We start from the raw sequence: 14,422 nt of genomic DNA on the forward strand, positions 1-14,422 counted from the left end.
TTCCTATCGTTGCTTTTTTTCTAGAAAAAAAGTCAAAGCCAAGGCAGGCCTGACTTTGACTTTTTCCCGTTTTTACTTATCTTCTTTTACTTCTTCAAATTCCGCATCAACTACATCGTCATTTTTTTTCGCAGCGCCGTCTGCATTTGTTTGCCCTTGAGCTTGCGCCTGTTGAGCGGCTTGCTCGTATAGCTTAATGGACAATTGCTGAACGATTTCTTGCAGCGCATTTTTCTTTGTGCGAATTTCTTCGATATCTTTTTTCTCTAAAGCAGCTTTTAATTCTTCTTTAGCCTCCTGCGCTTTTTTCACTTCAGCTTCGTCCACTTTTCCTTCAAGCTCTTTGAGTGTTTTTTCTGTTGTAAATACTAAATGATCCGCTTCGTTGCGAAGATCCACTTCTTCTTTGCGTTTTCTGTCCGCTTCTGCGTTTTCTTCCGCTTCTTTCACCATTCGTTGAATTTCTTCTTCGGAAAGGCCAGAAGATGATTTAATCGTAATGGATTGTTCTTTGTTTGTTCCTAAATCTTTTGCACGCACATGGACAATACCGTTGGCGTCAATATCGAATGTGACCTCGATTTGTGGCACACCGCGCGGAGCTGGTGGAATGTCGGTTAGCTGGAAGCGGCCTAACGTTTTGTTATCGGCCGCCATTGGGCGTTCTCCTTGCAGAACGTGAATATCAACCGCCGTTTGATTGTCCGCCGCCGTTGAGAAAATTTGCGATTTGCTTGTCGGGATCGTCGTATTGCGTTCAATTAATTTCGTAAATACGCCGCCCATCGTCTCGATTCCTAAAGAAAGTGGAGTCACGTCAAGCAGTACAACATCCTTGACATCCCCAGCGATCACACCGCCTTGAATAGCAGCTCCAATCGCGACCACTTCGTCTGGGTTGACACCTTTATGCGGCTCTTTTCCAATTTCCTTTTTGATTGCTTCTTGCACAGCAGGAATGCGCGTCGAACCCCCGACAAGAATCACTTTGTCGATATCGGATGGTGTCAAGTCTGCATCTTTCAATGCTTGGCGCACCGGTCCCATTGTCCGTTCCACAAGATGGGCAGATAGCTCTTCAAACTTTGCGCGCGTTAATGTCATTTCTAAGTGAAGCGGTCCTGTTTCATTCGCGCTGATAAACGGCAATGAAATTTGGGTTTGCGTAACGCCAGAAAGATCTTTTTTCGCTTTTTCAGCAGCATCCTTTAAGCGCTGCAATGCCATTTTATCTTTTCCTAAATCAACGCCATGTTCCTTTTTAAATTGTTCAACTAAATAATCGATAATGACTTGGTCGAAATCGTCGCCGCCAAGATGGTTGTCCCCAGCTGTCGCTTTTACCTCAAACACGCCATCGCCAAGCTCCAAAATCGAGACGTCAAACGTCCCGCCACCTAAGTCATATACGAGAATCGTTTGATCTTCCTCCATTTTATCAAGTCCATAAGCGAGCGCTGCCGCTGTCGGCTCGTTAATGATACGTTCAACTTCCAATCCGGCAATGCGTCCGGCATCTTTTGTTGCTTGGCGCTGTGCATCATTAAAATAAGCTGGAACCGTAATGACCGCTCTTGTAACAGGCTCGCCTAAATAGGCTTCCGCATACGATTTTAAATATTGTAAAATAATAGCTGAAATTTCTTGTGGAGTATATTGTTTTCCTTCAACCTCCACCTTATAATCGGTACCCATATGGCGTTTGATCGAGATGATCGTATTTGGGTTCGTAATCGCTTGGCGCTTCGCTACTTCCCCCACTTGCCGTTCTCCGTTTTTAAATGCCACAACTGACGGAGTGGTTCGGTTTCCTTCTGGATTTGGAATCACTTTTGGCTCGCCGCCCTCTAATACAGCTACACAAGAGTTTGTTGTTCCTAAATCAATACCAATGATTTTGCTCATCCGTATCACCCTCCTATGACATTATTGACTCACTTTCACCATTGCTGGACGAATGACACGATCTTTTAATTTATATCCTTTTTGAAATTCTTCAACGACCGTGTTTGGCTCATATCCGCTATCTTCTGCCTGCATCACGGCTTGATGCAGATGAGGATCAAACGGTTTTCCAATTGATTCGATGACTTCAACGCCTTCTTTTTTCAATGCATCAATCAAAGAGCGATATACCATTTCCATCCCTTGCAAAATGGATTTGGCTGTTTCGTCTTCTGTCTGGATTTTTAAAGCGCGCTCGAAATTATCTAACACCGGTAAAAGATCTGTCACTAAATTTTGTGCGCGATATTTTTCCGCTGCCTCAAATTCAAGTCTTGTACGGCGGCGGAAATTATCAAAATCTGCATGCAGGCGAAGATAACGATTTTCTAATTCCTGCAACTTTTGCTGAAGTTCAGCGATTTGCTCGTTTGCCGCTGTCAGTTGATCTTGTTCGTCATCAGTAATTGATTTATCTTCTGTCAATGACTCATTCACTTCTTCTTGCGGCTGTTCATATGTAACTTCCTCTTCTGTTTGAAGCATTTCTTTTTGTTCGTTTTCCATCGGCTTCACCTCCCTTAAGTGAACAAATAAGTCCAATATATGTATAATCAAAAAGTTATTCACAAGGAAAGGATGGGGTGCTTCACACCATCCATCCATTATCCAATATGACCAATGCTACCCATTTTGATACCAATCTGTCAACGCCTTTGTTAAGTCAGAAGCCACTTGATTCAAAATGGTAATGACACGCGAATATTCCATTCTCGTCGGCCCCAGAATTGCAATCGTTCCCAGCTGCTCCTCTCCGATCGAGTAGGTCGCTGTAATTAAGCTGCAATTTTCCATGCCGCTCAATTGGTTCTCATGGCCAATTGTCACTTGAATTCCCTTTTTGCTGCTTCGACGCAGCAGTCGATAAAACTCTTTTTCTTGTTCAATGATTTTCATTAAAGAATGAACTTTTTGAATATCATTGAACTCTGGCTGGCTGAGCATATTAGCTCTTCCCGCTAAAAACAGCTTTTCTTCCCGCGGCAGCTCAATCATATCCGCAATGGTTTTTAACATGCTGTCATAATTATAAATGTGGGCACGCAGGACGTTGGCAACCTCTTTATAAATCTTATCCTTCAATTCCATAATAGAAGAACCAATCAATCGCTCATTCAAAATATTGACCATTTTTTCTAAATCAGAAGCATTCACGGAAGCCGGAATCGTAATCACGCGGTTTTCTACATGGCCTTTGTCCGTGACAAAAATGGCTACCGCCGTTTCTTTATTTAAAGGAATGATTTGAATTCTTTTCAGCTTATTATCTTTCACAGCCGGACCGAGAACGATAGATGTATAGCTTGTCAAATCCGATAAAATCTGCGCCGATTTTTGAACGAGTTTCTCTAGCTCATAAATTCGTTCTGCAAAAATCGATCTAATCTTCCTCATATCCTCCGTTGTAAGATGCTGTGGTGACAATAGATGATCGACGTAATAACGATAGCCTTTTTCCGACGGTACCCGGCCTGATGAAATATGCGTTTTTTCAATGTATCCCAATTCCTCCAAATCAGCCATTTCGTTTCGGATCGTTGCTGAACTGAAGGTAATTTTCTCCTTCTTCGAAAGCGTCCGCGAACCGACAGGCTGGCCGTAACGAATAAAATCGTCAATAATCACTTGCAAAATCAATAACTGGCGATCAGTTAACAACGATCATCACCTCTGTTAGCACTCAAACATATTGAGTGCTAAATCTATTATTAAAGTACCAAATCCCCGCACATCTGTCAACTTTAGATTACTCCAATAAATGCCTGAAACACTTCATTTCCAAGCAGTTTTCCTTGGTGAGTAAGACGAATATGAGTTTCCGTTTCCTCCAATAGCCCTTTCTGCTTTTCTTGCTCAATCGGTTCATGGAATACCTCATGGACTGGACAATGAAATTTTTCCATAAACCGCTGTTTGGAAATGCCTTCTATTTTGCGGAGACCTAAAAACATTTCTTCTTCTTTCTGCTCTTGCTCGGTTACCACATGGCGTTCAATATACGCTTCTCCCGTTTTTTCAACTAAATCAATATATTTTTTGATCGGTCCGGCATTCGCGTTTCTCATGCCGGCTACATAACTGTGCGCCCCTGCACCAAATCCGTAATATTCTTCATTACTCCAATACGTAAGGTTATGATGGCTTTCAAATCCCGGCCGGGTATAATTGCTAATTTCGTACTGCTTATAGCCGTTCTTCTCCATTTCTTCCATAATGACCTCGTACATATTTGCTTCTTCTTCTTGACTTGGCAAAGATAGCTTTCCTTTTCTCATTAAATTGTAAAACACCGTTTTCGGTTCAACGATGAGCGAATAAGCAGAAATATGCTGAATGTTGAGTGCAAACGCCATATTCAAAGAATCGCGCAGCTGTGGAAGCGTCTGTCCCGGCAAACCGTACATCAGATCAACGCTAATGTTTGCAAAGCCGATATCTTGAGCGATTCCAATGATTTGAAACACATCATCTCGCCGATGAGTTCGTCCAATTTTTTTTAACAATTCATGATCAAACGTCTGTACGCCAAAGCTTAGGCGATTGACTCCTGCGTCTTTTAACAGCTGCAGTTTTTCCCGCGACAACTCGTTCGGATTCGCCTCGAAGGTAAATTCCACTTCGCCCGCAGTAAAAGGAAGGCGCTTATGAATGGCATTGAGAAAAAAGTCAAGCTGATCCATTTCCAGCACGGTCGGCGTCCCCCCACCTACAAAGATGGTATCAAGTTTTTGTGTAGGATATCGAACCACTGTTTGTTCCATTTCGGTTTCTATCGCCTGCAAATACTCGTTCACCGGCTGTCCTTTAAAGAATACTTTATTGAAATCACAGTAATAGCAAATTTGCGAACAGAACGGAATATGCAAATAAGCGGCTTGAATCAATGTTCATCGCTCCTTTTTCATAACAAACAAGGCCATCTCATCATGAGACAGCCTCGTATGGCATTATTTTTTATCATCCATTTTGAGCACAGCCATAAACGCTTCTTGTGGAACTTCGACAGATCCGACCTGCTTCATTCGCTTCTTTCCTTCCTTTTGCTTTTCAAGAAGCTTGCGTTTCCGCGATACGTCACCGCCATAGCATTTAGCTAGCACGTTTTTCCGCAATGCTTTGATCGTCGAGCGGGCAATAATTTTATTGCCGATCGCTGCTTGCACAGGAACTTCAAACTGCTGGCGCGGAATCAAATCTTTCAGTTTCTCAACAATGACTTTTCCGCGCTCATAGGCTGAGTCGCGATGAACGATAAAGGAAAGGGCATCGACTTTCTCCCCATTTAATAAAATATCCATCTTCACAAGCTTTGAAGGCTTATAGCCGATGAGCTCATAATCAAACGATGCGTATCCTTTCGTGCTTGACTTTAAAATATCAAAGAAATCATAGACAATTTCTGAAAGCGGAATTTCATAAATAAGCATAACCCTTTTTTCATCCATATATTGCATATCGACAAAGATGCCGCGCTTGCTTTGACATAGTTCCATTACCGCTCCAACAAAATCGTTTGGCACCATGACCGTCGCTTTGACGTAAGGTTCTTCCACCCGGTCAATTTTTTGTGGATCTGGCATGTTGGATGGATTATCCACTTGAACCTCCTCACCATCGGTCAAGTATACTTTATACACTACGCTTGGCGCTGTCGTAATTAAATCGATATTAAACTCGCGCTCAATGCGTTCCTGAATAATCTCCATGTGTAGCAGCCCTAAAAAGCCGCAGCGAAAACCAAAACCGAGCGCCTGCGATGTTTCGGGCTCAAATTGTAGCGCGGCATCGTTAAGCTGCAATTTTTCCAATGCCTCACGCAAATCATTGTACTTGGCTGTATCAATTGGATACATTCCGCAAAACACCATCGGATTTAAGCGACGATATCCCGGAAGCGGTTCGGCCGCAGGATTTTTGGCATCTGTAATGGTATCACCTACACGCGTATCGCTTACGTTTTTAATGGAAGCGGTCAAAAAGCCAACATCGCCCACGGTTAGCTCATCAACCAATTTCGCTTTTGGCGTAAACACCCCTACTTCAACTACCTCAAACTCTTTTCCAGTCGCCATCATCTTGATTTTTTGTCCCGGCTTAACCGTTCCTTCCACAATGCGAATATAGGCCACTACACCGCGGTATGGATCATACAGCGAATCGAAGATCAACGCTTTTAATGGCGCATCAGGATCACCAGCCGGCGCCGGAATTTTGTCGACGATTTGCTCCAAAATCTCTTCAATGCCGATGCCGGCCTTAGCGGAAGCAAGCACGGCTTCAGAAGCATCCAAGCCAATTACATCTTCAATTTCTTGGCGAACGCGCTCTGGCTCAGCGCTTGGCAAATCGATTTTATTGATAACCGGCAAAATCTCTAAATTATTATCCAGCGCCAAATAGACATTTGCCAGCGTTTGCGCTTCAATTCCTTGCGCCGCATCAACAACAAGAATAGCCCCCTCGCATGCCGCTAAACTGCGCGACACTTCATAGGTAAAATCGACATGCCCTGGCGTGTCAATAAGATGAAAAATGTATTCCTCTCCATTATTTGCTTTGTACTTTAACTGAACAGCATTCAACTTAATCGTAATGCCGCGCTCCCGCTCTAGCTCCATAGAATCTAGCATTTGCTCTTTCATTTCTCGCTGCGAAAGCGCCCCCGTTTTTTCAAGGATGCGATCTGCAAGCGTCGATTTTCCATGGTCAATATGAGCGATAATAGAAAAGTTGCGGATTTTTTCTCTTCTTTCCAGTCTTTGTTCACGATTCATCTTTTTCACTCCTACTGTTACCCGAAACTACACTAGCTTTGATTATAGCAACACAACGGTTAAGATTCAATGAGAGAAATAAGAAAAGCGCAAAGCGCCCTCCAAGAAGATTGTCACCGTCACAATGCGGAGTGAAGCGATTCGAGCCGACGGCAATTGAAGCTAGGCAACGCCCGAACCCTTAAAAAAGGATAAGAAAAAAGTCGAGCCTGTGCCCGACTTTATTCGATCAGCTGTCCTACAAAAGAAAGAAGGGATTGAATAACAGAACGAACTCCTTCCGCCAAATGCTTTCCAAGCTCCGAAAACAGATTGAACATTTTCATCTGTTCAAGCTTCTCTTTCTTCTCACTAATATTTTCGATACTTACTCTATTTCCCATAACCATTGCTTCCATTTCGCCGTTTTTATCTTTTGCAACATGGAACACGGTCTGAAAAGACGGATCATTGTAGCCCTTCATTTTGATCATCCCTTGATTCGCCTGCTGCATGCCAAGCAAGACACCAAAGAAAAGAAGGATAACAGCCGTCAAAAATTGAAGGGTGAATTTTGCCATTTTGCTTCCTCCTTACTGCTTTTGCGGCGGATCAGAGGCTGGAGCCTGCACTTTTTCTGCCTGCCAATAATGCTCACTAAACACATCGGCAACAGCAGCTGCGGATCGGAAAAGTTCATCAAACGTATTGTCTACCCCGCCAAACTCTATGAGTAACGCATTATTTGATAAATCTTGGTTGAATTTTCCATTTGTTCCTCTTCCTTTCTTCTCGATGACCCCCCGACTTAATCCCGGATATTTTTTTTGTAAAAGCTGATGAAGCTGTGTTGCTAGTTGTAAATTCTTTTCATAGTTTGCATTTTCTCCGCCAACAATGAACGCAACACGCGCATAGCTAACTCCGTTAATAGTCGCAGTTGTAAATTTTCGTCTTTGGGCATCGCGGTGAATATCAATCAAGTATTGTAAATCACGGTTTTGGCCCATCGCCTGCATAACAACCTGTCTTGACATGTCATATGATTGCGCATAGTCCATTCCTTTTTCTGATAATTTTTGTTGAACATCAACGGTGCTTTCCACCGCTCCAATCCCTCGTTTCTCAAGTTCCTCCTGCAATTTTTGTCCGACTTTCGTTACATTGACCGTACGATGAAAGGCCTGATCTGGATCATTTGCCCCTTTGAGCGCTGGCAAATACGATTCATACGTATGGGTGCTGTAAATATAAACGACTTTCCGTCCGCCAGTCGTTTTCGTTGGCGGAGGCACTGGCTGTTTATCTTGATCTTGATCCGCTTTTTCTAAATTTTCGATGGATGCCTCGCGTTCAGCCAGCATCACTTCAAGCGGCGGTGCCGATTCGTAAGGCATGTTTGTATAGTCCGTTCCTTCTCCTGCCACCACAATCTTACTATCATATAGAGCAAAGCCAGGCAATTCGCTGCCAAGCAGACTGCGGGGATCATCTGGATTAATGCTCGTAATCATACGCAGCAAAATAGATGAATAACTAATGTTCTGTCGCTCTTTCGGCAAGCTTTGTAAAAAATAATGGTTTTCAAAACTAAATAAATGAATGAACGTTTCCTCAGGAAAATGATTTGTCACACTATTAACAGAAGAAGAGGTAATTCGATATTCAGGTTTTAACGATGTCATGACCCCGACAACCGTAAACATCATCATCCAGCCTAAAACGGCTAAAGTCACAACTTTTTTAATGCTTGTCCCTTGAATGGTGACGACCATTTGCCGAGAGCGAAACCTTTTCATGTTCTCACCCTTTCTAAGCTTGTCTACTAATTTAACAGTATGGTCAAGCTTAAAAAGATAGAACATCTTTTTTATGATTAGCGCGTATACATCCCTGTATTTCCTTGATCAATCTGGCCATGCAGCGCTGCGTTTAAGCCGCTCGCTAGCAAATGGGCCATGTCCCCGATAAACATATCGACTTCTTTCGGCGTCACCATCAAATTATGTCCGAGCGGGGCCAACACTTCATGAATAAGCGTTCTTTTTTCTGTATCGCTCAGGGTTCCAACCATGCCAAGAAACGTCGAGCGCTGTGCTTGTGTAGGCAGATCCTCTTCGGTTAATTTTTTTCTTCTTCCAAACATCCATCCAGCTGGAGCAAGAGCACTAGAGGGACGATTCCCTTCACGCATTTCTTTGCCAAAATGCTTTAAAAGAAAGTCAATGGTATCGCTTGTAATCGACACAGCATCGACAACCGTCGGCACACCGATAGCGATGACAGGAATCCCTAAAGTTTCTTTACTTAATTCCTTGCGTTTATTTCCCACTCCTGATCCGGGATGAATGCCAGCATCTGAAATTTGAATCGTCGCATTTACTCGTTCAATTGAACGAGCCGCTAGTGCATCAATGACAACAATAAAATCCGGTTTTGTTTTTTCAACGACACCGTCAATAATGTCGCTCGTTTCAATTCCTGTTGTTCCCATTACTCCGGGAGCAAGCGCGCTTACAGGACGAAAGCCTTCTTGCACGCTTTCCGGTTGAAGCTGAAACAAATGCCTTGTAATTAATAAATTCTCTACCGCCAACGGACCGAGCGCATCTGGAGTAACATTATCATTTCCAAGCCCCACAACAAGACAGCTTGCTTCTTTTGGAATATTCAGCTTCTGCAAAAAAGCATGGAACTCTTTCGCAAACACTTCCTCTACCTTTTTTTGCAGTTCTGTATCCTGTTCCCGAATCCCTTGAGCCTCCAGCGTGATATAGGTTCCTGGCTTCTTGCCAATGGACTGCGCTCCTTCCTCGGTTACTTCAACATATGATAGCTTAATTCCGTCTATTTCACGATCATGAATCGTGACTCCTTCAATCGGAGAGGAAGTCTCTTTTTTTTGCTGCAATCGCTCTTCAATGGCCATTTCGTGAGCTTCAACAGCCAAATCTGTCCGCACGGAATACACGCTAAGATCTAATGGTTGATTCATCGATGCTCCTCCTTCTCAAAAACGATCGTTTTTATTTATTGTCGCCGCTTTCTTCTTATTTCATTCTTTAATAAGTAAAGTATTTTTGCTTGAATAGTCTTGCATAATTGAAATGTGTTTGATAGAATATCATTTGTTCTTGATATGTCTATATCGATCAACATGACAAAAGAATCACGTATATGGACAGCATTACGGAGGTGAAAGACATTGGCAAATATTAAATCAGCAATTAAGCGTGCGAAAACAAGCGAGAAACGCCGTGCTCACAACGCTGCGATGAAATCAGCCATGCGCACAGCGATTAAAAAATTTGAAGCGCTTGTAGAAGCAAAAGAAGTGGAAAAAGCACAAGAAGCATTTGTCCTTGCTTCTAAAAAATTAGACAAAGCGGCAAGCAAAGGATTAATTCATAAAAATGCAGCAAGCCGCCAAAAATCCCGTCTAGCGAAAAAATTAAACAGCATCACAGCGTAACAACAAATAAACGACCTTTTTGAGGTCGTTTTCTTTTTTGATTTTTATAAAATTGTCTTTAGCTGGAAATGAAGAAAATACGCGCACAAGCCTTTCCGTTTTTTATGATTCTCATCCAAAAATCCTCCAAGCTGACACCCCCATCTCTGAACGAAGTGGGGATGGGAGGAGTTCACCGGACAAAAGACTGTTCATTTGTCTCATTCGCTTTGCTCCATTTGACTAGCAGCAATTCAATAAGCAAGCGTTTATCAAGCACCCCTGTTTTCATTTGATAATCCGCTTCAGCCAAATCGTGAATGATATCGAGCAATTCCTGTTCCGAAAATAATCCCGATTGTGCCATAGCCAGCTTAACGCGAAACGGATGGACCTTTAGCGACGAAGCAATATGCTGCTGGCCGTATCCTTTGGCATTAAGCCATTTAACTTGATACAAAAGCCGAAACTGGGCCGCTAGCAACGCAACAATTTTAATAGGTTCTTCATTATGTTCCATTAAATCACCAAATACTTGCAATGCTTCTCTCACTTTGCGTTGAACGACCTTTTCCACCAATACAAAAACATTTTGTTCAAGTGTCCGCGAAACAAGCATCGTCACGGTTTCACCATCAATTGTTCCTTGATGGCCAACAAACAGTGAAAGCTTATCGAGTTCATTAGCAAGCGACATCAAGTTCGTCCCCGCCAGCTGCAGTAAGGTTTTCTTTGCTTCTTCTGTAATGGCGACTTCATTCGCATGTGCCCGTTCTTCCATCCATTGCCGCAATTCTTTTTCATTAAGTGAGGAGGCGACAAAAACCTTCGCTTCATTCATTAACTGCTTCGTGATTTTTTTTCTTTCATCCAATTTTTCATATGAACCAAGAAAAACGACAATCGTAAAAGGAGAAGGAGAAGCTATGTATTGCTCAAGCTTTTTTAAATTATGCTCTATTTTCTCCTTTCCCTTGTCAGAAGTGAGGAAATACGGATTTTTGATCACAACAACCTTCTTTTCCCCAAAAAAGGGCAGGGTTTCCGTTTCCTCAATTGCTGTTTCGATCGGTGTTTCTTCACAATCATACACCGATAAATGAAAATCCTGCTCCTCTTCTCGTAAAGCTGTACGTACAATTCGTTCATATGCTTCATTTAATAAAAATGTTTCCGTTCCGTATAATAAATAAAGAGGCGACAGAGTTTGCTTTGTCATTTTTCCCAAAAAGTTCACAGTCATATTTCTCTTCTCCATTCTTTTTTAAAACCATCCATGATGAAAAGATACACTGTTTTCTTGGTTTTTACAAGGGAACCGGCAAACGATGTAAGCCGATTCCCATTTATATAAACGTTGATAAATAAGTCCTAGGATCTTATTTATCAACGGGTATTTTTATATTATCCCGTGCCCCTTAAACTATTTGTGTCAACTGTTGTCAGCAAAGGAAATGATCAATTGTTGTATAGATTTTTTTTTTCTTTTGACGTATACTAAAAATGATTGCACGAGGAGGGGTAAATCATGAACGAATTTGAAAAAAATGTACAAAGCAAACGCAATGATGCAGTTGATTCCGGCGTCGGATTCATCGTTTCGTTCGGCTTCTTCGCTACTATGTTCATTATCGCCACATTAGTAAAATTTTTTGGTTCATGATGGAAAAGAGATTGCTTTTTAGAGCAGTCTCTTTTTTTGTATGCGGCATGCCAAAAAAATGTCGAGTTCTGTTATCCCCTAACGCATTGGCTGCTGCTTGCAGTCCATCTCATCTGCAACCATTCATATAACCTTATCATGGCGTTGTAATGCGGCCAAACTGGACTAAAGCGAAAGGTGCCGCTCATGCTGGTGATACTATATTATGGCAGCATAAAAGTAAAGGTTCCAGCTTTTTTCGTATAGCGATAGCGAATCGCTCCATGCTCATCCGTTCGCAAAATTCGAACCCCATGCTTTTTAAGCCGAGCGATTACATCATGATGAGGATGATGGTAACGGTTGTTCTTGCCAACCGAAATAATGGCAATCTGAGGTTTTATCATCTTTAGAAAGGGCTCGGAGGTCGATGTGGCACTTCCATGATGCCCGATTTTTAATACATCAACCTGAAGGTGAGGAAAATCACGAATGAGCCGTCCTTCTCCTTCAGCTTCCAAGTCTCCTGTAAACAGCCATGATAATCCCCCCAATTTCGCGTATAATACAACGGAACGATCGTTATCATTAGAAGGGAGAGCCGTTCTTGGTGGATTCAGTACATAAAATGATGCTTCTCCTACCTTCCAATCATCTCCTTTTTCCACTTTTTTAATCTTCATTTTTCGATCCTTCATACCAGCCATAAGCGCAGTCTGCCATGGTGAATACGCACGGCTTTCGTTGCCAATCACCAGCTCCTTCACCCGTATGCTTCTTATCACTTCAGGTGCCGCTCCCATATGATCGGCATCTCCATGCGTAATGATGAGTTGATCCAATTGGCGAATTCCTTTGGCTTTTAAAAACGGTACAACTAGCTTTGCGCCTACACGCCACTCGCTCCTCCGCTTTTGCCATGACTGCTTTGGTAAAAGAACCGTTCCTCCCGTATCAATAAGATATACTCCCTTTCTGTATGGCAATTCAATATAAATACAGTCGCCTTGCCCCACATCCAAAAAGACGACCTCACCATAGCGGTTCATATATGGAAAAGCGGCATGAAAGGCAATTACTATCACTACATACCCAAAAGCGCGATATTTTTTCTGCTCCATTTGCGTAAAGGCCCATACAATCGCCATTCCATAACATAAAAGCAGCAGCATGGACGGCCGTCCTAAAACAAATGCAAGCGAACGATCAGAAGCGAAAAGCTGAACAAAGCGATTAGCAAAATCAAGTACATGTTCAAGGAGATAGATAAAAGGCAAGCTCAACGGCTCCACAACATAATGTGCAACAAGAGCGATGATGGAGAGCGGCAAAATTATAAACGAATAAAGCGGAACAAAAATCATATTCAACGGAATGCTTAACAGCGAAAACTCAAAAAAATGGTATAACAAAAACGGAAGGGAGCTGATTTGTGCAACCAACGTTGCAGCAAAAAGCCGCATCATGAATGAACGGTATTGCTCAATCCAATCCATGGATAAAATAAGCGCGAAGGAAACAATAAAGGATAGTTGAAATCCCGGCTGGAACAAATCGTATGGTTGAATCAGCACCATCACGATGCATGTAAGGCTGAGGATATCACAAAGAGGAATGTTGAACTTCCGATAACGGCTCCATAATAACATCATAGCCATAACGGAAGCGCGGACGACGGATGGCGAAGCGCCTGTCAGGATCATGTACAAAGGAAGAAGAAGAATGAGGAGCAACGCGGCGGCTTCTCTTGTTATAAAGCGAATGCATAGATAAAAGCAGCCGCTGACAAGCAAAGTGACATGCGATCCAGAAATTACCAAAAGATGCACTAGCCCTAGCTTTTGATACCCTTCAAGCAGATCTTCATCCATTTCTTCTCGTTCGCCAAAGATTAACGCTTGCACAATGCCAATCACCGCAGGAGGAAAATGCTCATTAATTTCATCCATTCCTTTTTCTCTGATCGATCGAAGCACTTCAACAGGATGAAGCCGTGTCTGTTTACAAGCAGCGACAGAAAAGGAAGAGGGTTTTACAATCCAATGAATTTGTTGGGAGCGCAAATACTTTCGATAATCAAAAGCGAAAAAATTCCGTGCGGGTTCAGGAGCTTCCAATCTTCCTTCAAATCGGCAAACCATTCCCATGCGAAGTTGGAAAAGCTCTTTTTTATCGCGTTCACGATTGATTTTATACAAAAGCTGCACCTTTTCCTTTTCCTTCGTCCTTCCCTTTACCTTCAGCTGATCGCCATCAATGACAGGAGGCTCTATCAAGCGCAGCGAAAAATGGGTTTTATTTTTCGAAAGAATGGTTTGATTATGAGTCTCTGTCCAAATCATATAGAGATAAAAAAGGGCCGCCGCAAGTAAACATGCAGAAAGCAAATCACGCTTATATCTTAGCAAAAACAGCAAATAAACCGCCATCACGAAATGAAGCCCATATAATCGCTGATAGCCAGCTGTGATTCCCCATATAGCTGCTATCGCTACATACACACCATTTCCTCTCATTATCCAAAATCTCCTTTTTCTTGCCTTCTGCCGCCGCAAAAATCAGACGGCAGAA

Annotated in this window: 12 protein-coding genes; 2 read left to right on the forward strand and 10 right to left on the reverse strand. The window is 42.5% G+C overall.

Features of this window, described 5'->3' with window-relative positions:
- Positions 1 to 72: 72 nt before the first annotated feature.
- The 8 genes from dnaK to gpr form a co-directional block, all read right to left on the reverse strand.
- Positions 73 to 1,905, reverse strand: coding sequence for a molecular chaperone DnaK (gene dnaK / locus AT864_RS02060; protein ID WP_066145936.1), 1,833 nt, complete (start codon positions 1,903 to 1,905; stop codon positions 73 to 75).
- A 21-nt stretch (positions 1,906 to 1,926) separates the two neighbouring features.
- Positions 1,927 to 2,511, reverse strand: a complete 585-nt coding sequence (gene grpE / locus AT864_RS02065) for a nucleotide exchange factor GrpE (protein WP_066145939.1) — start codon at positions 2,509 to 2,511, stop codon at positions 1,927 to 1,929.
- Between the two features lie 117 nt (positions 2,512 to 2,628).
- Positions 2,629 to 3,663 carry a heat-inducible transcriptional repressor HrcA gene (gene hrcA / locus AT864_RS02070; protein ID WP_066145942.1) on the reverse strand — a complete coding sequence of 345 codons (1,035 nt, stop codon included), beginning with the start codon at positions 3,661 to 3,663 and terminating at the stop codon, positions 2,629 to 2,631.
- Between the two features lie 83 nt (positions 3,664 to 3,746).
- A complete protein-coding gene (gene hemW, locus AT864_RS02075) occupies positions 3,747 to 4,889 on the reverse strand; it encodes a radical SAM family heme chaperone HemW (RefSeq protein ID WP_066145945.1) in 1,143 nt (380 codons plus the stop codon).
- A 63-nt stretch (positions 4,890 to 4,952) separates the two neighbouring features.
- Positions 4,953 to 6,779 (reverse strand): translation elongation factor 4, encoded by a 1,827-nt coding sequence (gene lepA / locus AT864_RS02080; RefSeq protein ID WP_044744578.1) that lies wholly within the window; start codon positions 6,777 to 6,779, stop codon positions 4,953 to 4,955.
- Positions 6,780 to 7,000: 221 nt separating this feature from the next.
- Positions 7,001 to 7,339, reverse strand: a complete 339-nt coding sequence (locus AT864_RS02085; protein ID WP_066145947.1) for a YqxA family protein — start codon at positions 7,337 to 7,339, stop codon at positions 7,001 to 7,003.
- 12 nt (positions 7,340 to 7,351) lie between these two features.
- Positions 7,352 to 8,557 (reverse strand): stage II sporulation protein P, encoded by a 1,206-nt coding sequence (spoIIP, locus tag AT864_RS02090; protein ID WP_066145950.1) that lies wholly within the window; start codon positions 8,555 to 8,557, stop codon positions 7,352 to 7,354.
- A gap of 77 nt (positions 8,558 to 8,634) precedes the next feature.
- Positions 8,635 to 9,753 carry a GPR endopeptidase gene (gene gpr, locus AT864_RS02095; protein ID WP_066145953.1) on the reverse strand — a complete coding sequence of 373 codons (1,119 nt, stop codon included), beginning with the start codon at positions 9,751 to 9,753 and terminating at the stop codon, positions 8,635 to 8,637.
- Between the two features lie 210 nt (positions 9,754 to 9,963).
- Between gpr and rpsT the strand changes: the two genes are divergently transcribed.
- A complete protein-coding gene (gene rpsT / locus AT864_RS02100) occupies positions 9,964 to 10,230 on the forward strand; it encodes a 30S ribosomal protein S20 (RefSeq protein WP_044744582.1) in 267 nt (88 codons plus the stop codon).
- 172 nt (positions 10,231 to 10,402) lie between these two features.
- On the opposite strand, the gene holA is transcribed toward rpsT, so the two are convergent.
- Positions 10,403 to 11,452 (reverse strand): DNA polymerase III subunit delta, encoded by a 1,050-nt coding sequence (gene holA / locus AT864_RS02105; protein ID WP_066145955.1) that lies wholly within the window; start codon positions 11,450 to 11,452, stop codon positions 10,403 to 10,405.
- Positions 11,453 to 11,737: 285 nt separating this feature from the next.
- On the opposite strand from holA, the gene AT864_RS17420 reads away from it, so the two are divergent.
- Complete coding sequence (locus AT864_RS17420) at positions 11,738 to 11,872, forward strand: YqzM family protein (protein WP_044744584.1); 135 nt, start codon at positions 11,738 to 11,740, stop codon at positions 11,870 to 11,872.
- 203 nt (positions 11,873 to 12,075) lie between these two features.
- On the opposite strand, the gene AT864_RS02110 is transcribed toward AT864_RS17420, so the two are convergent.
- Positions 12,076 to 14,367, reverse strand: a complete 2,292-nt coding sequence (locus AT864_RS02110) for a DNA internalization-related competence protein ComEC/Rec2 (protein WP_066145958.1) — start codon at positions 14,365 to 14,367, stop codon at positions 12,076 to 12,078.
- Between the last annotated feature and the right edge of the window lie 55 nt (positions 14,368 to 14,422).

Origin of the sequence: Anoxybacillus sp. P3H1B, assembly GCF_001560855.1 — a bacterium.
Lineage (GTDB): Bacteria > Bacillota > Bacilli > Bacillales > Anoxybacillaceae > Anoxybacteroides > Anoxybacteroides rupiense.

Bases quoted from the DNA above. Each gene is read 5' to 3' on its own strand.
- dnaK (WP_066145936.1), bottom strand. From the start codon at position 1,905: ATGAGCAAAATCATTGGTATTGATTTAGGAACAACAAACTCTTGTGTA.
- grpE (WP_066145939.1), bottom strand. From the start codon at position 2,511: ATGGAAAACGAACAAAAAGAAATGCTTCAAACAGAAGAGGAAGTTACA.
- lepA (WP_044744578.1), bottom strand. From the start codon at position 6,779: ATGAATCGTGAACAAAGACTGGAAAGAAGAGAAAAAATCCGCAACTTT.
- AT864_RS02085 (WP_066145947.1), bottom strand. From the start codon at position 7,339: ATGGCAAAATTCACCCTTCAATTTTTGACGGCTGTTATCCTTCTTTTC.
- spoIIP (WP_066145950.1), bottom strand. From the start codon at position 8,557: ATGAAAAGGTTTCGCTCTCGGCAAATGGTCGTCACCATTCAAGGGACA.
- gpr (WP_066145953.1), bottom strand. From the start codon at position 9,753: ATGAATCAACCATTAGATCTTAGCGTGTATTCCGTGCGGACAGATTTG.
- holA (WP_066145955.1), bottom strand. From the start codon at position 11,452: ATGACTGTGAACTTTTTGGGAAAAATGACAAAGCAAACTCTGTCGCCT.
- AT864_RS17420 (WP_044744584.1), top strand. From the start codon at position 11,738: ATGAACGAATTTGAAAAAAATGTACAAAGCAAACGCAATGATGCAGTT.
- AT864_RS02110 (WP_066145958.1), bottom strand. From the start codon at position 14,367: ATGAGAGGAAATGGTGTGTATGTAGCGATAGCAGCTATATGGGGAATC.